This is a genomic window from Halomonas sp. MMH1-48, from assembly GCF_022348105.1.
Lineage (GTDB): Bacteria > Pseudomonadota > Gammaproteobacteria > Pseudomonadales > Halomonadaceae > Vreelandella > Vreelandella piezotolerans.
In genome coordinates this window covers 254,706-279,016 of record NZ_JAKRFL010000001.1, presented here as the reverse complement: position 1 = coordinate 279,016, position 24,311 = coordinate 254,706, and the positions used below count along the sequence as shown (strand labels likewise).

21 protein-coding genes are annotated in these 24,311 nt (G+C 58.9%); 10 read left to right on the top strand and 11 right to left on the bottom strand.

Annotation, left to right across the window (positions count from 1 at the left end; genetic code table 11):
• Nucleotides 1-40: 40 nt before the first annotated feature.
• The 8 genes from MHM37_RS01325 to MHM37_RS01290 all read right to left on the bottom strand — a co-directional run bounded on the left by MHM37_RS01325 (nt 41) and on the right by MHM37_RS01290 (nt 9,814).
• Entirely contained in the window at nt 41-871 is an 831-nt protein-coding gene (locus tag MHM37_RS01325) for a class I SAM-dependent methyltransferase (RefSeq protein WP_239295659.1), read from the bottom strand.
• 104 nt (nt 872-975) lie between these two features.
• Nucleotides 976-2,685, bottom strand: a complete 1,710-nt coding sequence (locus tag MHM37_RS01320; protein WP_239295660.1) for an AMP-binding protein — start codon at nt 2,683-2,685, stop codon at nt 976-978.
• Nucleotides 2,686-2,743: 58 nt separating this feature from the next.
• Nucleotides 2,744-3,655 (bottom strand): hydroxymethylglutaryl-CoA lyase, encoded by a 912-nt coding sequence (locus MHM37_RS01315; RefSeq protein ID WP_239295661.1) that lies wholly within the window; start codon nt 3,653-3,655, stop codon nt 2,744-2,746.
• Between the two features lie 9 nt (nt 3,656-3,664).
• Nucleotides 3,665-5,704 (bottom strand): acetyl/propionyl/methylcrotonyl-CoA carboxylase subunit alpha, encoded by a 2,040-nt coding sequence (locus tag MHM37_RS01310; protein WP_239295662.1) that lies wholly within the window; start codon nt 5,702-5,704, stop codon nt 3,665-3,667.
• A complete protein-coding gene (locus tag MHM37_RS01305) occupies nt 5,701-6,525 on the bottom strand; it encodes an enoyl-CoA hydratase/isomerase family protein (RefSeq protein WP_239295663.1) in 825 nt (274 codons plus the stop codon). The genes MHM37_RS01310 and MHM37_RS01305 overlap by 4 nt, the downstream gene beginning before the upstream one ends.
• Before the next feature lie 11 nt (nt 6,526-6,536).
• Nucleotides 6,537-8,144, bottom strand: a complete 1,608-nt coding sequence (locus MHM37_RS01300; RefSeq protein ID WP_239295664.1) for a carboxyl transferase domain-containing protein — start codon at nt 8,142-8,144, stop codon at nt 6,537-6,539.
• Nucleotides 8,145-8,166: 22 nt separating this feature from the next.
• Nucleotides 8,167-9,336 (bottom strand): isovaleryl-CoA dehydrogenase, encoded by a 1,170-nt coding sequence (locus MHM37_RS01295; RefSeq protein WP_153843691.1) that lies wholly within the window; start codon nt 9,334-9,336, stop codon nt 8,167-8,169.
• A gap of 73 nt (nt 9,337-9,409) precedes the next feature.
• Nucleotides 9,410-9,814: a MerR family DNA-binding transcriptional regulator gene (locus MHM37_RS01290; protein ID WP_139527310.1), complete on the bottom strand. Its 405-nt coding sequence runs from the start codon at nt 9,812-9,814 to the stop codon at nt 9,410-9,412.
• A 311-nt stretch (nt 9,815-10,125) separates the two neighbouring features.
• Between MHM37_RS01290 and MHM37_RS01285 the strand changes: the two genes are divergently transcribed.
• From MHM37_RS01285 to MHM37_RS01245, 9 genes are all read left to right on the top strand, one after another.
• Nucleotides 10,126-10,911, top strand: a complete 786-nt coding sequence (locus tag MHM37_RS01285; protein WP_153843692.1) for an ABC transporter ATP-binding protein — start codon at nt 10,126-10,128, stop codon at nt 10,909-10,911.
• Nucleotides 10,908-11,657: an ABC transporter ATP-binding protein gene (locus MHM37_RS01280; RefSeq protein ID WP_139527312.1), complete on the top strand. Its 750-nt coding sequence runs from the start codon at nt 10,908-10,910 to the stop codon at nt 11,655-11,657. Before MHM37_RS01285 ends, MHM37_RS01280 begins: the two co-directional genes overlap by 4 nt.
• Nucleotides 11,658-11,783: 126 nt before the next feature.
• The gene (locus MHM37_RS01275; RefSeq protein ID WP_239295665.1) at nt 11,784-13,007 is read left to right on the top strand and encodes an ABC transporter substrate-binding protein; all 1,224 of its coding nucleotides are present in this window, start codon (nt 11,784-11,786) and stop codon (nt 13,005-13,007) included.
• 146 nt (nt 13,008-13,153) lie between these two features.
• Nucleotides 13,154-14,041, top strand: a complete 888-nt coding sequence (locus tag MHM37_RS01270; protein WP_239295666.1) for a branched-chain amino acid ABC transporter permease — start codon at nt 13,154-13,156, stop codon at nt 14,039-14,041.
• A 2-nt stretch (nt 14,042-14,043) separates the two neighbouring features.
• Nucleotides 14,044-15,051, top strand: coding sequence for a branched-chain amino acid ABC transporter permease (locus MHM37_RS01265; RefSeq protein WP_239295667.1), 1,008 nt, complete (start codon nt 14,044-14,046; stop codon nt 15,049-15,051).
• Nucleotides 15,052-15,291: 240 nt separating this feature from the next.
• Complete coding sequence (locus MHM37_RS01260; protein WP_239295668.1) at nt 15,292-16,446, top strand: acyl-CoA dehydrogenase family protein; 1,155 nt, start codon at nt 15,292-15,294, stop codon at nt 16,444-16,446.
• Between the two features lie 47 nt (nt 16,447-16,493).
• Nucleotides 16,494-17,609, top strand: coding sequence for an enoyl-CoA hydratase/isomerase family protein (locus tag MHM37_RS01255; RefSeq protein WP_153843696.1), 1,116 nt, complete (start codon nt 16,494-16,496; stop codon nt 17,607-17,609).
• Between the two features lie 45 nt (nt 17,610-17,654).
• Nucleotides 17,655-18,551, top strand: a complete 897-nt coding sequence (mmsB, locus tag MHM37_RS01250) for a 3-hydroxyisobutyrate dehydrogenase (protein WP_239295669.1) — start codon at nt 17,655-17,657, stop codon at nt 18,549-18,551.
• Between the two features lie 119 nt (nt 18,552-18,670).
• A complete protein-coding gene (locus MHM37_RS01245; protein WP_239295670.1) occupies nt 18,671-19,297 on the top strand; it encodes a glutathione S-transferase family protein in 627 nt (208 codons plus the stop codon).
• 123 nt (nt 19,298-19,420) lie between these two features.
• Here the strand turns inward: MHM37_RS01245 and MHM37_RS01240 are convergent, their stop codons facing one another.
• On the bottom strand, nt 19,421-20,341 hold the full coding sequence (locus MHM37_RS01240; RefSeq protein ID WP_239295671.1) for a 2-dehydropantoate 2-reductase: 921 nt from the start codon (nt 20,339-20,341) through the stop codon (nt 19,421-19,423).
• A gap of 264 nt (nt 20,342-20,605) precedes the next feature.
• Complete coding sequence (locus tag MHM37_RS01235; protein ID WP_239295672.1) at nt 20,606-22,471, bottom strand: EAL domain-containing protein; 1,866 nt, start codon at nt 22,469-22,471, stop codon at nt 20,606-20,608.
• 266 nt (nt 22,472-22,737) lie between these two features.
• Here MHM37_RS01235 and MHM37_RS01230 point away from each other — a divergent pair, with 266 nt between their 5' ends.
• A complete protein-coding gene (locus MHM37_RS01230; protein ID WP_239283677.1) occupies nt 22,738-23,532 on the top strand; it encodes a 2OG-Fe dioxygenase family protein in 795 nt (264 codons plus the stop codon).
• A gap of 77 nt (nt 23,533-23,609) precedes the next feature.
• Here MHM37_RS01230 and MHM37_RS01225 read toward each other — a convergent pair whose 3' ends face one another.
• Nucleotides 23,610-24,137 (bottom strand): invasion associated locus B family protein, encoded by a 528-nt coding sequence (locus MHM37_RS01225; RefSeq protein ID WP_231125638.1) that lies wholly within the window; start codon nt 24,135-24,137, stop codon nt 23,610-23,612.
• Between the last annotated feature and the right edge of the window lie 174 nt (nt 24,138-24,311).

Sequence of the window (24,311 nt, the reverse complement as noted above, 5' to 3'; positions counted from 1 at the left end):
GTTCCTCTTGTCCTTTCTCGTTGACGTTATCCCTAACAGCCTAGCAACGGGCGCTGATTTCCACCACGTTAATTGCGCCGTTGGCCAAATTTTCTAGCAAATTTTTTCCCATCTGCACAAACCTCTCACCGAACACCCACTGCGGCGAAAGCACAGCGGCATGCGCTGCCTGCTCTTTTTGCCGCTGGCGCTGGCGCCATTCAAGTGCCGTGTCGCTCCAGTCTTCGCAGTGTCGAATATCGAAGCCCGCCGTTTGCAGTCGCTGTGTCAATGCCGCCAACGTCAGCAAATGCGAGTGTGTCGGCTCTTCTGCCCAGGGCACCGGAAAACGCAGTGCCTCGCAGTGAGGGCCGCTGACCACCTCATGCATCACCAGCTGCCCGCCGGGGCGCAGCACGCGGCGACACTCGGCCAGCACGCGGTGGGGGGCAGGCATGTTCATCAGACTGTGTTGAAACAGCACCGCATCGAAGCAGGCATCCCTAAACGGCAGCGCGCGGGCATCGCCCGTCACACAGCGCAGCGTGCCTGCTGATGAAAGGGGAGCCGACGGTTTGGCGGCTAATTGGCTGATAGCGTCGTTAAGGGCGCTGAAGCGGTGGGTAATATCCAGCCCAGTGATATGTAAGCCCAGCGCGGCACCTTGGCGCATTAACCCTCCCAGCCCGGCACCCATATCCAACACCTGTGAGGCGCTCTGATCGAGCAGCCCCAATAGCCGGGCAGACGCCGCGATACCCCCAATATGCAGCTGATCCAGCGGGGCGAGCTGGTGCAGGGTGGGGCCCTCGGGGTAGTGGGCGCGCAGTTGGCGGAGAATATCCTGGTCGCGCAGCCCTTGGTGATAATGGTCAGCTAGGGGATGGGGCATGGGACGTCTCGCGTTGGGTCGACGGCTAATGGGCAGAGCCGCCAAAACGGGGCTTTCGTCATCACTGTCGAAAGCCCCGCGCTCAGGGTAGCTGGGATCGCCTGCTACTTTTCATCGAGCCCCAGTTCTTTGATCGAAATTTCGCGCATCTTGAACTTCTGTATTTTGCCGGTCACGGTCATTGGAAACTCATCCACGAACTTGAAGTAGCGCGGGATCTTGAAGTGGGTGATTTTTCCTTTGCAGTAGTCGCGCAGCTCTTCACCAGTAATCTCGCCCGCGGTGGCGCTGAGCTTCACCCAGGCAATCAGCTCTTCGCCATACTTTTTGTCCGGTACGCCGGTGACCTGTACTTCTGAAATGGCTGGGTGTGCGTACAAGAACTCCTCGATCTCTTTCGGGTAGACGTTCTCGCCGCCGCGTATCACCATGTCTTTGATGCGCCCGACGATCTGGATGTAGCCCTCGTCATCCATGGTGGCCAAGTCGCCGGTGTGCATCCAGCCCGCTTCATCGATGGCCTCGGCAGTGGCTTTGTCGTTGTTCCAGTACTTCAGCATCACGCTATAGCCCCGGGTACACAGCTCACCGATTTCGCCACGGGGCAGAATACCGCCGTTGCCGGGGTCAACGATTTTGGTTTCCAGGTGGGGCTGGGTGCGGCCCACGGTGGAAACACGTTTGTCGATGCTGTCGTTAGCGCCGGTTTGCGTGGAGACCGGGCTGGTTTCGGTCATGCCGTAGGCGATTTGCACGCCCTTCATGTTCATCTTGTCGATGACCTGCTTCATGATCTCCGCCGGGCAAATGGAACCCGCCATGATGCCGGTGCGCAGCGTCGAAAAATCGGTGCTAGCGAAATCCGGGTGTTCTAGCTCGGCGATGAACATGGTGGGCACGCCGTAGAGCGCGGTGGCTTTCTGCTCGTGAACGGCGTTCAGCACTTTACCCGGGTCGAAGCCTTCATCGGGATAGATCATCGCGGCGCCGTGGGTCATGCAGCCCAGGTTACCCATCACCATGCCGAAACAGTGGTAGAGCGGTACGGGAATCACCAAGCGGTCTTCGCTGGTGAAGCCCATGCTCTCCGCCACGAAAAAGCCGTTGTTGAGAATGTTGTGGTGCGAAAGCGTAGCGCCTTTGGGAAAGCCGGTGGTGCCCGAGGTGTACTGGATATTGATCGGGTCATCGAACTGCAGCGTCGCCTGCAGGTCGTCCACGTCGGTTTGGCTCACGTTGTCGGCTTCGGCGATGAAGTCTGACCAGCGCCACATACCGCTGTGCTTGTCGGCACTCAGGTTGATGATGCACTCCAGTTGCGGGAGTGTCTGCGACTGGAGCTGGCCTTCGGCGCAGCTGCTTAGCTCGGGCGCCAGCTCGAACAGCATCGAGGTGTAATCGGACGTTTTGAACCGGTGGGCGGTGACTAAAAAGCGCGCGCCAGACTGATTGAGCGCGTACTCCAGCTCATGGGTGCGATAGGAAGGATTGATGTTGACCAGGATCGCACCGATTTTGGCGGTAGCGAACTGGGTCAGCGTCCATTCGCTACAGTTGGGGGCCCAAATGCCCACGCGGTCGCCTTTTTTGACACCCAGCGCCAGCAGCGCCCGCGCGCAGCGGTTCACTTCCTGCTGTAGCTCGCGGTAGCTCCAGTGAATGTTTTGGTGTAGCGCAATCAGCGCGTCGTTATCGGGGTATTGAGCGGCAATTTGGTCGAACTTGTCGCCAATGGTCATGCCCAGAAGCGGCTTGTCGGCCGTGCTGCTGGTGTAGCTGGGCAAACGGCTAGAAGCGGGTGCAGGTGATACCATGATCGATCTCTCCGATATGTTTTTCTTGTCTGAACGGGAAGTGATGCGTTTCTAATTATTAGGTAGTGCGTGCGCTGCCCAGCGCCAGCGCAACTTTGGCGCTGGGCTGGCGCCCCAACTGCCGCGTGATCCAATCGCCGGTGTCGATCACCGCCTGAAGATCGATCCCCGTCTCGATGCCTAATCCTTCGAGTAAATAGAGGACGTCTTCGGTGGCCACGTTGCCCGACGCTCCCTTGGCGTAGGGGCAGCCGCCCAAGCCCGCCGTGGCGGCATCGATGACGCTGACGCCTTCTTCCATCACGGCATATAGGTTGGCGATGGCCATCCCGTAGGTATCGTGGAAGTGGGCGGCCAGCTTCTCGATCGGTACCTGCTGGCGGGTCGCGTCGATCATTCGCTTGGCGGCCAGCGGCGTGCCTACGCCTATCGTATCGCCCAGCGAAATCTCGTAGCAGCCCATCTCATAAAGCGCCTTGGCCACTTCCGCGACTTTTTCGGGGGCGATGTGCCCCTCATAAGGACAGCCCAGCACGCAGGAGACGTAGCCGCGCACGCGAATGCCTGCCTCGTTGGCGCGGGCAAGCACCGGTTCGAAGCGCGCTAAAGAGTCGGCAATCGAGCAGTTGATGTTCTTCTGTGAGAACGCTTCCGACGCGGCGCCGAACACCGCGACTTCCTCGACGCCTACCGCCAGGGCGCTCTCGAGCCCTTTGAGGTTAGGCGTTAGCGCCGAATACACCACGCCGGACTGGCGCTGGATACCGTGCATGACCTCGGTGGCATCGCCCATTTGCGGTACCCACTTGGGCGACACGAAACTGGCCGCTTCAATATGACGAATGCCCGCCTTCGCCAGCCGCTCGATCAGCTCGATTTTGGTGCCGGTGGGCACCAGGGTGCCCGGTTCGTTTTGCAGCCCGTCGCGGGGGGACATTTCGAATAGCTTGATAGACGTAGGCAGTGTCATGTTCGGCTCCTATTCGCTGGGGGCAAAGTCGAGTAGCACATCGCCCTGGCCGACGGTATCGCCTGCTTGGAAGTGGAACGTCTCGACGCTGCCATCGGCGGGAGCGGTCATGGTGTGCTCCATTTTCATAGCCTCCATCACCATCAGCGGCATGCCTTTCTCTACGGATACACCGGGTTCCACCAGCAGTGCCACTACGGTGCCGTGCATGGGGGCGGTGAGGGTGGATTCCGTTTCGTGGTGCCCGTGATCGATGGCATCGATGCGTCGCCAGAACAGGCGGGTTTCGCCGCTAGGTTCGGCCATTACGACGACGTGGTCGTCTTTGCGCGCCTGCAAACGACGGCGGTGGCCGTCGAGCGTGACGGCGACGGCGTCGCCGTCAAGCGGTTGTAGACTGGCGCTCAGCGTACTGTCGCCAATGGTGAGCTGCCACTGAGCCTCCAGGGGCGCGCGCTTTCCTTCGACGACCACGACGGTAGGGTCGCTATCCGGCGCTTGGGCACTCGACGGGTCACACAGTGCGATGCGGATGGTATGCGGCGCATTCAGCCGGAAACCGTCGTGGCGGTCCCAGGGGGAGTCGCTTTCGCACTCTTGGGCGAGCTGGTGCAGGCCAATCAGTGCGGCGCTGGCGTAGTCTTCCGTGGAGAACTGTCGCGGAGCAAACAGGGTGGCTTCGTTGCGTTCGATGAATCGCGTATCCAGCTCGACGTTCTTGAAGCCCGGGTGGTTGGCCAAGCGCTGCAGGAAGGCGCGATTGGTCACCACACCCTGCACGTCCAGGGCGGCCAGCGCGCGATTGAGCGTTGCCAGCGCCGCGTCGCGATCCACGCCGTGAACGATGAGCTTGGCGAGCATCGGGTCGTAGTGCATCGACACCGTATCGCCGCTCTCTACGCCGCTGTCCAGGCGTACTTGATCCGCGCCTAGCCCGGCACCTTCCAAGTCCAGCGCAAAGCGGGTCAGCAGACCGGTGGCGGGTAGGAAATCCTGCTTCGGGTCTTCGGCGTAAAGGCGTGCTTCGAAACTGTGGCCGGTAATGGTCAGTTCCTCTTGTCGGCAGGGCAGCGGCTCGCCCATGGCGACTCTTAGCTGCCACTCCACCAGGTCTTGGCCGGTAATCATCTCGGTGACCGGGTGTTCGACCTGTAGGCGGGTGTTCATCTCCATGAAGTAGAACGAGCCGTCGGCGTCTAGCAGGAACTCCACCGTGCCCGCGCCCACGTAGCCAATCTCTTTGGCGGCGCGAACGGCGGCGTCGCCCATGGCGGCGCGCAGTTCAGGTGTCATGCCCGGGGCGGGCGCTTCCTCGATCACTTTTTGATGGCGGCGCTGCACGCTGCAGTCCCGCTCGAAGAGGTAGACGCCGTTGCTGTAGCGGTCGCAGAACACTTGTACTTCCACATGGCGAGGCTGTACCAGATACTTTTCGATCAGCATGCGGTCATCGCCAAACGCGGCTTTCGATTCCCGGCGGCAGCCATCCAGCGCCGCTTTGAAGCCCTCGCCGCTTTCGACGACGCGCATGCCTTTACCACCGCCACCGGCACTGGCTTTGAGCATCACCGGATAGCCGATCTTATCGGCCTCGGAACGCAGTAGTGCATCGTCCTGGTCGTCGCCATGGTAGCCGGGCACCAGCGGCACGCCCGCATTCGCCATGCGCGCTTTGGCGGCAGATTTGTCGCCCATGGCGGCAATCGCAGAAGCTGGCGGGCCGACGAAGGTAATGCCCGCTTGCTCCAACGCTTTGACGAAGGTGCCGTTCTCGGAGAGGAAGCCGTAGCCCGGGTGAATGGCGCCGGTACCGGTGCGTTGGGCGGCCTCAATCACCGCGTCAACGTTCAGATAGCTTTCCCGGGCGGCGGCAGGGCCGAGGCGCACGGCTTCATCGGCGTCACGCACGTGGCGGGCGCTGGCGTCCGCATCGGAGTAAACGGCGACGGTCTTCAAGCCCATACGCCGGGCGGTACGCATCACGCGGCAGGCGATTTCGCCGCGGTTAGCCACCAGCAGCGTGTCGAATTTGGTTGGGGTCAACGTCATGAGCGTGGCTCCGCAGCGTGTTTGTGTTCTTCGGGGGACGTCCAGGCGGGGCGGCGCTTGTCGAAAAAGCTGGCGAGGCCCTCTTGGCCCTCGTCGCTCACTCGCAGCTTGGCAATCACCTGGCAGGTGTGCTCACGGGTGGCGTCGCTATCCGGTGCTTGGGCCACGGCGGCCAGCAGCGCTTTCGTTGCCCGCTGCGCTTGGGGAGAGCCCTGCAGCAGCGTGTCGATCATCGCGTCCATGGCGCTATCCAAGGCGTCGGGGTCTACCACTTGGTGGGCTAACCCCAGGGCGAGCGCAGTGGGGGCATCCATGATTTCCGCGCTCAGCGCGTAGCGGCGCGTCTGGCGCGGGCCAAGCGCGCGTTGCACGTAGGGGCTGATCACCGCTGGCGACAGGCCAATCTTGACCTCCGAGAGGCAGAACTTGGCCTTCTTGGAAGCGATGACGATATCGCAGCAGGCGGCCAAGCCCACCGCACCGCCAAACGCCGCCCCCTGTACGCGGCAAACGGTCGGGCAGGGCAGAGTGTCGAGCCCGTGCATCAGCGCCGACAGCTTGCGGGAGTCGGCGAGGTTATCTTCCAGGTCGTAATCGACCATGCGCTTCATCCAATTCAGATCAGCGCCTGCGGAGAAGCTTTTGCCTTCGGAACCGAGCACCATCACCCGAACGTCACCTGAGCTTGCCAAGTCATGCAGCTTTTCCAGGTGTGCGTTGAGTTCGGCAATCAGGCTGTCGTCAAAGGCGTTATGCACCTCTGGGCGGTTTAAGGTGAGCCGCGCCACGCCTGCTTCGATGAGTAAGGTCGAGTAAGCCATGTGTGCGCCCCTTACATCCGGAACACGCCGAAGCGTGTCTCTTTGACTTCCGCATTCATCGCAGCGGCCAGTGACAGCCCCAGCACGTCGCGGGTTTGTAGCGGATCGATCACGCCGTCATCCCACAGGCGGGCGCTGGCGTAGTACGGGTGGCCCTGGTGCTCGTACTGGTCACGGGTAGGCTTCTTGAAGGCCTCTTCATCCTCTTTGCTCCACTCACGGCCTTCGCGCTCGTACTGCTCGCGTTTTACTTGGGAAAGTACCCCCGCCGCCTGTTCGCCACCCATCACCGAAATACGTGCGTTGGGCCACATGAACAGCAGATTGGGGTCATAGGCTCGGCCACACATGCCGTAGTTCCCGGCACCGAAGCTGCCACCAATCAACACGGTGTATTTCGGCACGTTGGCGCAGGCCACGGCGGTGACGAGCTTGGCACCGTGCTTGGCGATGCCTTCGTGCTCGTACTTGGAGCCGACCATGAAGCCGGTGATGTTTTGCAGGAAGACCAGAGGGATCTTGCGCTGAGCGCACAGCTCGATGAAGTGCGCGCCTTTCACGGCGCTTTCCGAAAACAGCACGCCGTTATTGGCCACGATGCCGACCGGGTAGCCGTGGATGTGGGCAAAACCGGTTACTAGCGTGTCGCCGTAGTAGCGTTTGAACTCGTCAAAGTCGGAGCTATCGACGATGCGGCCGATGACTTCGCGCACGTCGTAAGGCTTTTTCAGATCGGTGCCGACGATGCCGTAAAGTTCGGACGGGTCGAGCTTCGGCGGCCTAGGTGGCTGCATGGCCAGCTGGCCGCGTTTTTGCCAGTTCAGCCGCGACACGCAGGCGCGGGCGAGTTGCAGCGCATGGGCGTCGTTTTCGGCGTAGTGGTCGGCTACGCCGCTCACTTTGGCGTGAACGTCCGCCCCGCCCAGGTCTTCTGCACTAATGCTCTCGCCCGTGGCGGCTTTCACCAGCGGCGGGCCGCCCAGGAAAATCGTTCCCTGCTCTTTGACGATGATCGACTCATCCGCCATGGCAGGTACATACGCACCGCCAGCGGTACAGGAACCCATGACCACGGCAATTTGCGGGATGCCTTCGGCGGACATCGTGGCCTGATTGTAGAAAATGCGCCCGAAGTGGTCGCGGTCGGGGAAGACTTCGTCCTGGCGGGGCAGAAAGGCACCGCCAGAATCGACCAGATAGATACACGGCAGGCGGTGCTTGCGGGCGATCTCTTGCGCGCGCAGGTGTTTTTTGACCGTCAGAGGAAAGTAGGTGCCACCTTTCACGGTGGCGTCGTTGGCCACGATGACGCATTCGACCCCCGAGACGCGGCCAATGCCGGTCACCACGCCAGCGGCCGGCACATCGTCGTCGTAAACGTGGTGGGCGGCCAGCGCAGAAAATTCCAAAAACGGCGAGCCTTCGTCAATCAAGTGGTCGATGCGATCACGTACGAACAGCTTGCCACGGCTCTCATGGCGGGCACGCGCCTTCTCACCGCCGCCTTGCGCAATGGCGGCGGTGAGATCGCGCAGTTGGTGGACTTCGCCGCGCATGGCGGCGTCGTTGGCTTGAAACGCATCGCTGCGCGGGTTGATCTGTGTCGAGAGTGTGCTCATAGCCCGGCCCCGGTTATTATTGTTAAAGACTTTCGCTAAACAGTTCGCGGCCAATCAGCATCCGACGGATTTCGCTCGTACCAGCGCCAATCTCATACAGCTTCGCGTCGCGCAGCAGGCGGCCGGTGGGGTATTCGTTGATATATCCATTGCCGCCCAGTAGCTGAATGGCGTCCAGCGCGACCTGGGTGGCTTTTTCGGCACAGTAAAGAATGACGCCAGCGGCATCCTTGCGTGAGGTTTGCCCACGGTCGCAGGCGGCGGCGACGGTGTATAAATACGCCCGGCAGGCGTTTAGGGTGGTGTACATGTCGGCCACTTTGCCCTGTACCAGCTGGAACTCACCGATAGACTGGTTGAACTGCTTACGCTCATGGATGTAGGGAATGACCACGTCCATGGCAGCCTGCATGATGCCGATGGGGCCTGCCGCCAGTACGGCACGCTCGTAATCCAAGCCGCTCATCAAGACACGAACGCCTTTGCCGACTTCACCTAGCACGTTTTCGGCGGGCACGCGGCAATCTTGGAAGACCAGCTCGCAGGTGTTGGAGCCCCTCATACCCAGCTTGTCGAGTTTCTGGGCAGTCGAGAAGCCCGGCATCCCTTTTTCGATGATGAAGGCCGTAATCCCTTTGGAGCCGGCATCCGGATCGGTTTTGGCGTAGACCACCAGCACGTCGGCATCCGGTCCGTTGGTGATCCACATTTTGTTGCCGTTGAGCACGTAGTGGTCGCCATCTTCTTTGGCGCGAAGCTGCATGGACACCACGTCGGAACCGGCACCCGGCTCTGACATGGCCAGCGCACCCACATGGTCACCGCTGATCAGCTTGGGCAGGTATTTGGCTTTCTGTTCGGCCGAGGCGTTGATCTTGAGTTGGTTGACGCACAGGTTGGAGTGCGCGCCATAAGAGAGGGCCACCGAGGCGCTGGCGCGGGAGATCTCTTCCATGGCAATGCAGTGGGCTAGATAACCCATGCCGCTGCCGCCATCCTCTTCCGGTACCGTAATGCCCAGTAGCCCCATATCTCCGAACTTCTTCCACAAATCGCTTGGAAATTCGTTGTTCTGATCGATCTCCGCGGCGCGAGGAGCGATTTCGCTGGCGGCAAAGGCGTTGACCTGCTCACGCAGCATGTTGAGCTCGTCGTCGAGGCCGAAATTGAGTTCTGTATAGTGGGAAAACATGGTCAATCACCTTGTCGTTGATTGTTAATGGTCGATGGTTAGCAGGTCGTTGGTTTGCGCGTTGCGTTTGCCGTCATTTCGAGGTGGCCGGATGCTTCTCGTTGAGCTCTTCCAGGGCCTGTCGGCAGCGGATCTCCGCACTCTCGAGCTCTAGCTGCACCATCGTGATGTCTTTCATCTGCTGCTCTAGCGCCGCTTTACGCTCGCTGATCTTACTCAGCATCAGGTGCAACTGTTTTTCACTGCCGCTGCGGGTTTCGTCCCACAGTTCGAACAGCTCACGAATCTCTGCCAGCGAGAACCCCAGCCGTTTGCCGCGAAGCGTCAGCTTCAGCCGTACACGATCTTTGCTGCTGTAGATGCGTGTCTGGCCGCGGCGGGTGGGGTGCAGCAACTCTTGATCTTCGTAAAAGCGAATGCTGCGCGTGGTGACATCGAATTCACTGGCTAGCTCGCTGATCGAGTAGGTCTTGCTCATGATCGTTATTCTCGTCGATAGGGGAATGTCCCTATGGAACACTGACCATGAGGCTAAAACAAGTTTACGTTAACGTAAAGCTGACCTTGGCAGCGGGTGCGTAACGCTGAATTTTTATAATTCGTTGTTAATTAAGAAATATAGTGTTTTATTTGGATGCGCCAGCATGGTGCGTAGACCAAAGTTGTAATTGTAATACCCACTGAGAGGTTGCTAGTTTGCAGCTACACCTTACGTTCAGGTAAGGATGCGTTGCTGGCTAACGAGTTTCGCTTCCCACCGTACAAGAACAACAAGAGGCGTATTACCTCATGCGTGCAGACGAAGTGACCAAGGGGCCAGTGCTCGAAACACGAGGGCTGACCAAGGAGTTTCGCGGCTTCACCGCCGTGGATAACGTCAACCTGCAAGTGCAGGAAGGACATATCCACGCGTTGATTGGCCCTAATGGGGCAGGAAAAACCACGGTGTTCAACCTGCTCACCAAGTTTCTCCCCCCTACACGGGGTGACATTCTCTATCGCGGCCAATCCATCACTAGCAAAAAATCCAACGAAATCGCCCAGCTGGGCTTGGTACGTTCGTTCCAAATTTCGGCGGTGTTTGCCCATATGACCGCGCTAGAAAACGTCCGCGTGGCGCTCCAGCGCCAGCTGGGCACCTCCTTCCATTTCTGGAAATCGGAAAAGTCGCTGGATCACCTCAACGACCGCGCCCTGGCGCTGCTCGATGAAGTAGGCTTGCGCGAATACGCCGATACGCTCACCGTCGAAATGCCCTACGGCCGCAAACGCGCGCTGGAAGTAGCGACGACGTTGGCCCTGGACCCCAGCATGATGCTGCTGGACGAACCCACTCAGGGGATGGGCGCCGAAGACGTCGATCGCATCGTGGCACTGATCAAGCGAGTCTCCCAAGGCCGTACGGTGCTGATGGTCGAGCACAACTTGAGCGTGGTCAGCCGACTGTGTGATCGCATTACCGTGCTGGCGCGGGGGGCGGTGTTGGCAGAGGGCGACTACGACAGCGTGTCGCGTAACCCCTTGGTGCGTGAAGCCTATATGGGCAGCGAAGCAGCAGAGGAGGCGACTGCATGAACACCGCTGAAGCTCTCGACTATCAAGATGCGCCCGACAATCAAAGCTTGGAAATGCTGCGCGTGCAGGACCTGCACGCCTTCTACGGCGAGTCGCACATTCTGCACGGCGTGAATTTTGACGTGAAGCGGGGTGAGCTGGTCACTTTGCTGGGCCGCAACGGCGCAGGGCGTAGTACCACGCTCAAAGCGATCATGAACATGGTGGGTCGACGCACGGGGTCGATCGTCATCAATGGCAACGAAACGCTACGCATGAAGCCGCACCACATTCCTCGGTTAGGCATTGGCTACTGCCCGGAAGAGCGCGGCATTTTCGCAAGCTTGGACGTGCATGAAAACCTGCTTCTACCGCCCACCGTGCGTTCCGGCGGTATGAGCCTAGACGAAATTTACGCCATGTTCCCCAATCTCTATGAGCGCCGTAGAAGCCAGGGCACGCGGCTCTCAGGCGGCGAGCAGCAGATGCTGGCCATGGCACGTATTCTGCGTACCGGCGCACGTTTGCTACTGCTCGATGAGATCACCGAGGGGTTGGCCCCGGTCATTGTGCAGAAGCTGGGCGAGGTGCTGGTGCAGTTGAAGGAGCGCGGTATGACCATCGTGCTGGTCGAGCAGAACTTCCGCTTTGCCGCGCCGCTGGCCGATCGCCACTTCGTGATGGACCACGGTCAAATCGTCGAAGAGATCACGGCAGAGCAGTTGCCGTCACGGCGGGAACACTTGAACAGCATGCTGGGGGTATGAATTGCACACTATCTAAACGGTAAGTACGGCCTTAAAAACAACAAACGCAGTACAGATGCTCCACACATCAACGCTTTAGAACGTCCGCATCATAAAAACAAAGGCCCTCGGGGCCAGGAGACGAACATGACCTTTATGAAAAAAACGCTGGCCGCCAGCATCGCCGTTGCCGCTGCCTCTAGCATGGCGATTTCGACCGCTAACGCCGAGATCAGCGATGGCGAGGTACGTATTGGCTATTTGGCCGATATGTCCGGCACCTATCGCGATCTGGCAGGCCCAGGTGGTCAAACCGCCATGGAAATGGCGGTGGCCGATTTTGGCGGTAGCGTGAACGGCTCGCCGATCGTGGTGTTCAGTGCCGATGACCGTAACAGCGCCGACGTAGGGGCCAACACCGTGCGCGAGTGGATCGATCAGCGCAACGTCGATATGGTCGGTGGCCTGGTGGCCTCATCGGTTTCCATTGCCGTGACCAAGGTGCTGGAAGAGAACGACGGTCTGGGTATCGTCTCTGGCTCGGCAGCATCCAGTATTACCAATGAACACTGCACCCCGAACCACATTCATTGGGTATACGACACCTATCCGCTGGCCAACGGTACGGCAAAAGCCGTCGTCGAACAGGGCGGCGATAGCTGGTTCCTACTGACCGCTGACTACGCCTTCGGTCATGCGCTGGAAGCCGACGTGACCAGCGTGGTCGAGGCCAACGGCGGCGAAATCGTCGGTGGCGTGCGTCATCCGTTCCCCACCAGTGATTTCTCCTCCTATATTCTTCAGGCACAAGGTTCTGGCGCGAAAATCGTGGGTCTCGCCAACGCCGGAGCCGACACGGTCAACGCCATTACCACCGCCAGCCAGTTCGGCTTGACCCAAAGCGGCCAGCAGCTTGCGGGCCTGCTGATCTTCTTGAACGACGTGCACGCGCTGGGCCTGGAGGCTACCCAAGGTCTGCTGCTGACCACCGGTTGGTACTGGGATATGGATGACGAGGCGCGCGCGTGGTCCGAGCGTTACTTTGAAGAGACCGGACGCATGCCCACCATGGTGCAAGCCGGTATTTACTCCAGCACCATGCACTACCTGAAAGCCGTGGAAGCCGCAGGGACAGATGACCCCGAAACCGTGCGCGCCAAAATGGCCGAAGAGCCGATCAACGACTTCTTCGCCCGTAACGGCAGCATCCGTGAAGATGGCCGCATGATCCATGACATGTACCTCGCTCAAGTCAAAACGCCGGAAGAGTCCACCGGCGAATGGGATCTTTACGAAATCCTGAGCACTATCCCCGCCGCAGAAGCCTACCGTCCGCTATCAGAAAGTCAGTGCTCGCTGGTGCAAAACTGAGGGGCTAAACGCCGCGAGTCAGGGTGTTGGTCGCCTTGGCTCGCCGCCAAGCAAGCCGTAACGGCGTAATGAAAAGGCGTTATTCACTATAAATGCGCTGGGGCGGCCCGCTGGGCTGCCCGCTTAGCGGCGAGGAGAGTCATACCATGACGATGATATTCGGCGTGCCAATGGCCGTGTTCATGGGCCAGCTAACGCTTGGGCTCGTGAACGGTGCCTTTTACGCACTGCTTAGTTTGGGCCTGGCGGTCATCTTCGGCCTACTGAAGATCGTCAACTTTGCCCACGGGGCGCAGTACATGCTGGGCGCCTTTGCCGCGCTGCTGGGCTTTCGTTATCTGGGCATCAATTATTGGCTAGCTCTGATTTTGGTGCCGCTGGTGGTGGGCGGTTTTGGCATGCTGCTGGAGCGTTTTCTGCTGCGTCGCATTGCTCACCTGGACCACCTTTACGGACTACTGCTGACCTTCGGATTAGCGCTGATTTTCGAAGGCACGCTGATCAACTTTTTCGGCGTTTCTGGAGCGCGTTACGCCACCCCCGAGATTCTGCAGGGCGGCCTGAACCTGGGCTTCATGTTCCTGCCGACCTACCGCGCATGGGTATTGGTAGCGGCGCTTGCTATGTGTCTTTTCACCTGGTTCATGATCGAGCGTACCCGTTTGGGCGCTTACCTGCGGGCGGGTACCGAAAACTCCCAGCTCATGCAGGCGTTTGGCGTGAACGTACCGCTGCTGATTACGTTGACCTACGGGTTCGGGGTTGGGCTTGCCGCCTTTGCAGGCGTGCTGGCGGCACCGCTGTACCCGGTGTCGCCCACCATGGGATCTAGCCTGCTGATCGTGGTGTTTGCCGTGGTGGTGATTGGCGGTATGGGCTCGATCTTAGGCGCTATTTTGACGGGGTTGGGTATGGGGATCATCGAAGGGCTGACCAAGGTGTACTACCCCGAAGCCTCTAACACCGTGATCTTTTTGGTCATGATCTTGGTGCTCATGTTACGCCCCGCTGGGCTGTTTGGTAAGGAGGCTTAACCATGACAACCACGTCTTCCTCTTCATCTTCGGCCACGTCGCTGCCCTCGGCAGTGCAGGAGCGCCAGCGGCGCGCCAAACTCCGCCGCAACATGTTTTATCTGGCGCTGTTGGTAGTGGGGTTGGTTGCGCCCTTCGTAGCGTACCCGGTCTTTTTGATGAAGATTCTCTGTTTTGCGCTGTTTGCTTGCGCTTTCAATCTGCTGTTGGGCTATGCCGGGCTGCTCTCGTTTGGCCATGCGGCCTTCTTGGCGACCGGTGGCTATGTGACGGGCTATCTACTGGCCAGCTATCCAGGCCTCACGCCCGAACTGGGTATTCTCGCAGGCACGGCGATGGCGACGCTGCTGGGGGCGCTGTTTGGCGTGCTCTCCATTCGTCGTCAGGGCATCTACTTTGCCATGGTGACGCTGGCACTTGCACAGCTGATGTTCTTCGTGTTCGTGCAGTCGTCGTTTACCGGTGGGGAAGATGGCCTGCACGGCGTGCCGAGAGGGCATCTGTTCGGGATGCTCGACCTGAGCAGTAACCTCGCCATGTACTACTTCGTGTTTGCAGTTTTCGTGTTTGGCTTTGCCGTCATTCAGCGCGCCGTTCACTCCCCCTTTGGGCAAGTTCTGAAAGCCATTCGTGAAAACGAGCCGCGTGCCGTGTCGCTGGGCTATAACGTGGATGCCTACAAGCTGTTGGCATTCGTGCTCTCGGCCGCGCTCGCGGGTTTGGCGGGTTCCACCAAGACCGTGGTGTTCCAGTTGGCCTCGCTCACTGATGCCCACTGGCATATGTCGGGCGAAGTCATTTTGATGACGCTGCTGGGCGGCGTCGGCACGCTGCTCGGTCCTCTAATGGGAGCGGGGCTGGTGGTCAGCTTACAGCACCTGCTGGCGCAGTCGCCGCTAGGTAACTGGGTGAGTGTGATTCTCGGCATCATCTTCGTGATATGCGTACTCAGCTTCCGTAGCGGCATCGTTGGCGAGCTGGCCAAGATGTACCGCAAGAACTTCAAATGATCGATTCCCGTTAACCGCGTCTGTCCGTGGATTGGGTGCCTTTGGGCACCCTTTTTTCTGCCTGATCGGAAGCGTTGGTCACCTTCTACGCCAAAGGTATTGGGGGATTGGGTTGCGCCGCACAAGCTAAAAATATAAGTTAACGTAAACGTCAACATTGCCAATAATGACAACACCCGTGTGTGACTGTCCCACTGCCTCAAAAGGGCGCAGGCCACCCACGCGCTGTGGAGATACGCCATGAATTTCGAGCTAAGTGAAGACCAGGTCGCCTTTTCCGATATGGCCCGAGCGTTCGCTCAGAACGAGCTAGAGCCCCACGCCGCCGAATGGGACGCAGAATCTTTTTTCCCCGTCGATGTGATTCGTAAAGCAGGGGAGTTGGGCTTTTGCTCGCTCTACGCCCCGGAAAGCGTCGGTGGGCTGGGACTTTCACGGCTAGATGCCAGCATCATTTTCGAGCAGCTCTCGATGGGCTGCACTTCCACTACCGCATACCTCACCATCCATAACATGGTGACCTGGATGCTGGCCGATTTCGGCACGCGGGAGGCCGTGGCGCAGTGGGGCGAAAAGCTGGCGACGGGGGAGCTATTGGGCTCCTACTGTCTGACCGAGCCCAATTCAGGGTCCGATGCAGCATCCCTCAAAACCACCGCAAAGCGCGATGGCGAACACTATGTGTTGAACGGCAGCAAGATGTTCATCTCCGGGGCGGGCAGCACCGACTTCCTGGTGGTGATGGCGCGGACCGGCGGTGAAGGCCCTGGCGGCGTTTCCGCCTTTGCGGTGGATGCCAAGAGCGAGGGCATCAGCTACGGCCGTAAAGAAGACAAGATGGGTTGGAATAGCCAGCCCACCCGTATGATTACCTTCGAAGACGTGCGCGTCCCCGCTAACCACCTGCTGGGTAACGAAGGTGACGGTTTCAAAATCGCCATGAAGGGGCTGGACGGCGGGCGTATTAACATTGCCACCTGTTCCATCGGCACGGCCCAGCAGGCGTTGAATAAAGCCCGCGAGTACATGCTCGAGCGCAAGCAGTTCGGCAAGCGTTTGGCCGATTTTCAGGCCCTGCAGTTTCGCCTGGCCGATATGGTCACCGAGCTCGTCGCCGCACGTCAGCTAGTGCGCATGGCCGCCACCAAGCTGGATGCGGGTCACCCGGATGCCACCACTTATTGCGCCATGGCCAAACGCTTCGCGACGGACGTGGGCTTCAAAGTATGCGATGAAGCGCTGCAGCTCTACGGTGGCAATGGCTACATCAAGGAGTACCCAATGGAGCGCTACGTGCGCGATACCCGCGTACACCGTATTCTGGAAGGCACCAACGAAATCATGCGGCTGATCATTTCCCGCCGCGTACTGGCCGACGGTGCCGCCGAGCTATAGTCGCCGGGGCACTTGCCACCGAGCCCCTTTCATAACAAGGACAAACGATGAGTTGCGTACTGTTTGAAGAGCACACCACCCAAGATGGCCATGTGATTGGCGAGATCACCTTGAACGCCGAGCGCTCGCTCAACGCGCTGACGTTGGACATGATCGAAGAGATCCTGCCGCGCCTGAGTCAGTGGCAATCTGACGATCGGGTCGTGGCCGTGCTGCTGGATAGCGCCGGTGAAAAAGCCTTCTGCGCCGGTGGCGATGTGGTCAATCTCTACAAAGCCATTCAAGGCGAGGGGGCCGCTGACTTCCCCGAGCGCTTCTTCGAGAACGAATACCGTCTGGATTATCAGCTCCATACGTTTCCCAAACCGGTGATTTGCTGGGGCAACGGCATCGTGATGGGCGGCGGCATGGGGTTACTCAGCGGCAGCAGCCACCGCATCGTCACCGAAACCTCGCGGCTGGCCATGCCGGAAGTCACCATTGGGCTGTACCCCGACGTGGGGGCGAGCTGGTTCCTCAACCGTTTGCCGGGCGGTGCCGGGCGGTTTTTGGCGATGACCGGCGGGCAAATCAACGCACCGGACGCGGTTCATTTAGGCCTGGCCGATCGCGCCATTGCCAGCCACCAACGTGGCGCATTGGCTGAAAAGCTGTTGGCCGCTAACTGGGGCGAGGGTGCAGAGACCGACGCCCACGGCGTGGTGAACCGCGTGCTACGCGAGCTTGAGCAAGCCTCCCAAAACGTCTTTGCGGAGATGGAAGCGCCGGTTTACAAGTCTGCTTCCATGATTCGTGAGCTAATGGACCACGACACCGTCGAGCAGATGGTCGAGGCCGTATTGGCCGTTCGGACCGACGACCAGTGGTTCAGCAAAGCGCAAAAAACTTTGGCCCACGGCAGTCCCGTGTCGGTCAAACTGATCCACGAGCAGCTCAGCCGCGCCAAACACATGTCGTTGGCGGAAGTCTTCCAATTCGAGCTGGCGCTTTCGGTGCAGTGCTGCCGCCACCGAGAGTTCCCCGAAGGGGTGCGCGCGCTGCTGGTGGATAAAGACGGTCAGCCAAGCTGGACCTATCCGGATGTGGCCTCGGTCGAACCTACTTTCATCGACGAGTTGCTGGCATCGCCTTGGGATACCAACCCGCTGGCAGACTTGGCATAACGTACCCTCATGCACCGCACATGACACGCTAACAAGGACAAAAAGATGACTACCGTTGCGTTTATTGGATTAGGCAATATGGGCGGCCCCATGGCCGCCAATCTGGCGAAAGCAGGCTTTACCGTGCGGGCCTTCGATCTCTCCGCTCAGGCGCTGGAGACCGCCCAATCGCAAGGCTGCGACGTTGCCACCACCGCCACAGAGGCCGCTACCGACGCCGATTTCATCATCTCCATGCTACCCGCAGGCAAGCACGTGCGGGGGCTTTACGTAGACGGCGACGCGCCGCTGTTCGACGTCATCAAACCCAGTGCCTTGGTGATCGATTGCTCTACCATTGACGCCGACACCGCCCGCCAAGTCGCCGCCGCCGGAGCAGAAAAGGGCATTGGTTTTATGGATGCGCCGGTCTCCGGTGGGGTAGGCGGTGCCCAAGCGGGCACGCTGACGTTTATCGTCGGTGGCTCGGAAGAGCAGTTCGCCCAGGCGCAGCCGGTGCTGCAAGCCATGGGTAAAAACATCTTCCACGCGGGCAACCACGGCGCGGGGCAGGTCGCCAAAGTGTGCAACAACATGCTGCTGTCGATTCTGATGGCAGGTACCTGCGAAGCGATCAACATGGGCGTCAAAAATGGCCTCGACCCCGCCGTGCTTTCGGAAATCATGAAGCAAAGCTCCGGCGGCAACTGGGCACTGAACGTCTACAATCCTTATCCAGGGGTAATGGAAAACGCACCCGCCTCGAAAGGCTACCAAGGCGGTTTCCAGGTCGACCTGATGATCAAAGACCTGGGCCTTGCCATGGATGTCAGCCAGCAGAGCGCTTCCCCGGTGCCCATGGGCTCCGCCGCTCGCTCGCTGTTCACCCTGCACAAGGCAGGAGGCAACGGCAAACTCGACTTCTCCAGCCTGCTCAAGTTGTATCAAGATAAGAGTGAGTAGTGAGTGGTAAACCGTGAGGCGATGGCGTAGCGCGGGGTAACGAGCAGCGCCAGGCACCCGCGAAGGGCGGCAACGCCCCCCTGGCCCGCCACTTCAATCTATCTAGCATAAGGACTGCCATGATTACGCTTTGGGGCCGCAACAACTCCACCAACGTCAAAAAAGTACTCTGGGTACTGGAAGAGCTAGCGCTGCCCCACGAGCAGATCGTGGCGGGCCTGCACCACGGCGTGAACGACACGCCGGAGTACCTCGCCATGAACCCCAATGGCCTGGTGCCGCTACTCAAAGACGACGCGACGCAAAGCGTGCTGTGGGAGTCCAATACCATTCTGCGCTACTTGGCAGCGCAGTACGCTCCTAATCATCTATGGATCGAAGAGCCCGCCAAGCGGGCGCAGATGGAAAAGTGGATGGATTGGTCCACCAGTCTGCTCACCCCCGCCCACCGCACCACTTTGATGGGGTACGTTCGCACCCCGCCGGAACAGCGCGATAGCGAACGGCTAAACCCTGCCATTGCTACCTGTGAAAAACTCCTCGCCCAGCTAGACACCGCGTTGAGCCAGCAGCCTTGGTTCTCCGGCGACGCCTTCGGCCTCGCCGATATCGCCATCGCCCCGTTCACTTATAACCTGCTCAACAGCGGCCTCTCCTGGCAACCCCGCCCGCACCTCCAGCGCTGGACAGAACGACTCGCCGAACGGCCCGCCTACCGCAAGATCGTGATGATTCCAGTCACTTAAAAACTCATTTTAAACTCGGAAGGTATCGTCGCCGCCGAAGAGGGTCAACCACCCTGTAGCGCGGCGTAACGAGCACCGCGAGGCACCCGCGAAGGGCAGCAACACTGCCCCTGGGCTGTTGTCTTAAAAGCCGACTTCCACTTGCGCCAACTCCCTATCCAACCCCTTCAATACCTCACACCTCAACCCATGCCGCTCAGCGCGCTCAATCAACGGCCCTAAAATCGCCCCCCGCTCGGTCAGCCGTTTGGCCTCAACATCCTGCAACATCGAGGCTTTATTGTTCGCGGTGTTCTCCACCACCTGCCACACCAGTTCCAACCAGGCGGCTTCACCCTCGCCACCGTTCGGCGGCACAACCCCTTCCTTCGCTAAAATCGCCGCGACTTCCCTCACCACGGCCACTACGCGGCCTGAATAGGCATCTCCACGAAGCTCCCCATTACGCACGCCATGCAGCGCCACTAACGGGTTAATCGCCGCATTCACCGCTAACTTCTGCCACAGACGGCTGCGAATATCGTTCACCGCTGAAGCAGTAAGCCCAGCCTCACTCAGCAGCACCGCTAAGGATGCCGCTAACCCGGCGTGCTGGTTATCTAAATCCCCCACAAACGTTGGCCCGCGCCCGGCGTGTACTACGCCATCATCTCCGGTTAAGTACGCCCCCTGAGTGGTGGTAGCGCACAGCACCGGCCCTGGCCACGTTTGGGTAATACGCGGCTGCGCATAAAAACCGTTCTGCCACAGTACCAGTGGAGTAGAAGGGGGCAGCGCGCTCTTGATACTCGACAGCGCCGCCTCGGCGGCCATGGCTTTGGTGGTGATGTGCACGAACGCAGGTGGTGCAGGCGTATCCGCCACCAACTGTTCAGCGGTAAGTGAGGTTAAATGCTGAACACGCACGTCGCCTTCCGGCGTGGTCAGCACCTGCCGCGATGGCAATGCACGGCGGCCAATTACCGCTACATCAACGAGCGGGGCTAGGGAGTGCGCTAACAAACGGCCAATGGCCCCAGGGCCAAGAATCCAGTGGGTGGTCATGGAGGAAGCATCTTCAGCAGCGAACGTGTTGCAAAGCTTACCTTTTTCGGTATGAAGAGGCTAAGAGTGAAAAGAACGGTGTGTGACTAGTTTCAATTGACGTCGATTCAAAAGATATGCCAATTCGTTCGGTAGTGTATTTGAAGAGGTCTAATCAAGACGATGAGCAAATGGTGGAGAACAATCCCGGTCATCAGTGGAAATCGCGCACAATCCACAAAAATAGAGCAACAAATGGAGCGGTAAGCCAAACCACAATAACCCTCAGCCCGATAACCCCCCAGGACCACCCACAAAACCGCTCAACAGCCGCTCGATTTCCTGGGCAGGCATCGGGCGGAAGAAGAAGAATCCTTGGATGAGATCGCAATGTAGGTCGCGCAGCAGGGAGAGCTGTTCGGCATTCTCGACGCCTTCGGCCACTACCTCTAATCCCAATCGATGACCGATGAGGATGGCGCCTTCCAGAATGGCTCGGTCTTTTGGCTGGATAGGCGCATCCTGAATGAAGGAGCGGTCGATCTTCAAGGCCGTGGCGGGGAAGTGCTTGAGGTAGCTTAGGGAGGAGTAACCAATCCCGAAATCATCGATCGCAATGCGTATACCGCGATGATAAAGACGCCAAAGGTCTTCGAGGACGGTCTCGTCGGCTTCGATGAGGATGTTCTCGGTCAATTCGATGCCGATATCCTGCGGGGCCAAGCCATGGCGCTGTAGCGTGTCCTCGAAACGTTTGAGGGCGCCGGGACGTGTCAGTTGCCGACCCGAGATATTGATGTCGATCCGGTGCTGATGAAACCCCTTGGCACGCCACGCTACCTGCTGGTGACAGGCTTCTTCGATGACCCAATCGCCGAGACGATGGATCAAACCGGAGCGCTCGGCCAGCGGGATGAACTCGGCAGGCGAGATCGTCGGGCCCTCGGGGGGCTTCCAGCGCAGCAACGCTTCGAGGTTCTCTATTCCTCCGCTGACCGCGGAGACTTGCGGCTGGTAGTGCAGGGAGAGTTCGCCATTATCCAAGGCCTCTTCGAGTCGCGACGAAAGATAGTGCTGGCGAACCAGCTCATCATGCAGCTTCTGCTGAAAGAAACGTACGGTACCGCGGCCCTCGAGTTTGGCCCGGTTCTTGGCCACATCGGCATTTCGTATCAATTCCCGTGACGATTCACCATTGTCAGGAAAGAGCGCCACGCCCAGGCAGGCCGTGACCTGACGCTCCCGACCATCCAAGACGAACGGTTTCCGAAAAACATTCTGAATACGACGAACCACGCGTTCGACATTGGTGGCTAAATGGCCGCAGGGAAAGGCCAGCACGAACTCATCGCTAGAGACGCGAGACACCAGGTCAGTGACGCGCTGGCACTCCCGCAGGCGTCGAGTCAGCTCCACGAGCAGGCGATCGCCCTGGTCATAACCAAGGGCATCATTGATCTCGACGAAGTGATCGATATCTAAATAAAGGGTGGCAAGACTGTTGCCCACACGGCGACAGGATTCCAGCAGGTTGTCCAGGTCCCTCTCGAAGGTCTGCCGGTTAGGGAGATGGGTGAGCCTGTCGAAGCGGGTGGCAAACTCCAGGTCCCGGTGGGCACGTTTCTGGTCAGAAAGATCGACATCCACGCAAAACAGCAAGGGGGCATCGGTATGCTCATTGAGCATCAGGTGCTGTGAATAGACCGATATCAGTTCGCCGGTTTTGTGAATGAGTTCGAGCTCTCCGGCGGGTATGGCGACGCCTTCTTCGATCCAGGCGCTATGCGCCTGAATCACTCCCTCACGCATAGGGCCCGGAATGATCAGGTCCTCCAGTAACTCTCCCAGGGCTTCTTCAGGTGTATAGCCATAGAGGCGGGTGCTGCCTTCGTTCCAGTAAATGACGCGTCGATCGCGGTCGTACCCTTGAACGGCCACTTTGGGAAGGCTTTCCAGCAGGGTGCGAAATCGTTGTTCACTTTCTAAGTATTGGCGGCGTACTAACTCGATCTCTTCTCTGCCTGCATCATGTAGATCGACGTCCTCCGCTGGCGGCGGCTTGGACACCTGAAACCGCTCATTGGAAAACGCCTTGGGGTGCTTCTTCGGACGTTCCAGATCTCTGTGATGTCGGGAATCGCGGGCAGTCATAGGATCCACTTAAAGAAAAACACTTTCAATGGCCATCATAAGGGTAACCATAAGGCATTTTGTTGTATTTATCCTACACCTATTGGTAGGAGATGAATTACTCCGATATAACGCCGACGGTCTGATCCTTTTGGCAACAAAATCACTCTTTTTACCTACATTTCTTTGACATATCCTTGCAAATCTTTTCATTTTTCTTCTGTTGGCCGGGGTATTGATACCGGCCGCACCGGGCAATTCCGCCCAAAGAACAGGAGAATACTCACATGAAACTCGATACTCTCACACACGGTGTCGAACTTCCCTCTATGTCTGTCCATCCCATTGCCGAGTATTGGCGTCCGGAAGTGATCGAGGCGCTGCGGCATCAGGATTGGGCGAAGACCGATCTTCGCGAGCGAATCGATCTGGCTGCCTGGCAGGGGTTCGTGGCGGACTTGCCCCGCGATCCTTATGTCAATCTTCGCTGGAAGCGGATGTCATGGCTCGCTCTGAATGATCAGGGAGAGGTAGAGGATATGGGCCAGTGCCCCATGGCACAGGGAGGCGCTTTCAACGATGCGGAAAGCATGGCGGATCGCTTGCGGTATTATGATCCGCTGACGCAAGCGTTTTTAGAACGCCCCGATGTCAAGGCTTTCGTTCTCGCCTGGGCAACGCTTTGGGGCATCGGTGCGCACGAACCCATTCTGATGCAGATCACTGGGGTTCGCGGGGAAGGTGCCGTCGACCCTCTTCAGGGGCAGGGGATTCATGCCGATGGCTGCAAGGCGCTTAGCATTCTGGTCCTCAATCGGGAAAACGTCGCGGGCGCCGAAAACCACCTCTTTGCCGACAAGGCGGGCACGCAGTCATTGGTCGATATCACGCTGAACCCTGGTGATATTCTTCATCTGCGCGACGATCGGCTGTTTCACAGTGTCGATGGGATCGAACAGCTCGATAGTGAGGCCCCTTTCGAGCGTTTTATCATCATTATAAATAGCCGATTCGTGGATGATTTCCAAAACCGGATATTGCGTCGTCATTTCCCAAAAGCGGTCCTCAATGAGCGTCGCTGACACTCGCGGTAACTTGAACAACGAGTAATCACAGCGCCCCCGGGGTTCCGGGGGCGTTTTGCGTCGAGTCACTGTTTTCAGGGAGCGACGCGGTTACTGGCACTGGTGAAGCCCATCAATGAAATATCCAAATCTATACGGTCGCCGCGGGGACCTATCATGCTGAGGGTGGCTGTCGTTCCATTGCGCAGCTGTTGCAGCATAGCGGGCTCGATGGGGGCGTCAGCGCGGCAGCCTTGTTCCTGACAAACCTGATAGGGGAACTGGATAGGCTCTCCATTATCCACCACTAACTGCAAGCCCGCTGCCAAGCGAACCCCCAGTGGCACGAAGAAGCTCATGACGGGTCCGTCGATTTGCGGGGGGTGTTCGAGCACGACCTGCATCAATGGTTGGTCGCCGCCGGGCTGTGTGACCATTTGTACCATCGCGCAGCGAGCCGGGCCTTGGCTATCTTGGCAGCGTACTTCCCAATCTTGAAACGACTCGGTCGTGACATTACTTCCAGGTGCTGATCCCGGCTGTTGGCCGAAGGCGCTGGATGAAAACGCCAAGATCGATAACAGTCCCATCGTGCATAAGGTTTGAGTAAACCGGTGTGGCATTGCCTAATCTCCTATAGGTTTATGGATGGTGGATGAGGCTACCACCATGCCTGCTTGCTCCCTCGATATCCAGCGTAGTGACGATAGGCGCCAGGGTCGAGTGGGGACGCCTCTCTTCGACGCTAGTTGCTAACCTTTAGTAAGCTGCTTTGCCAGCGAAGCGACGTATACTCT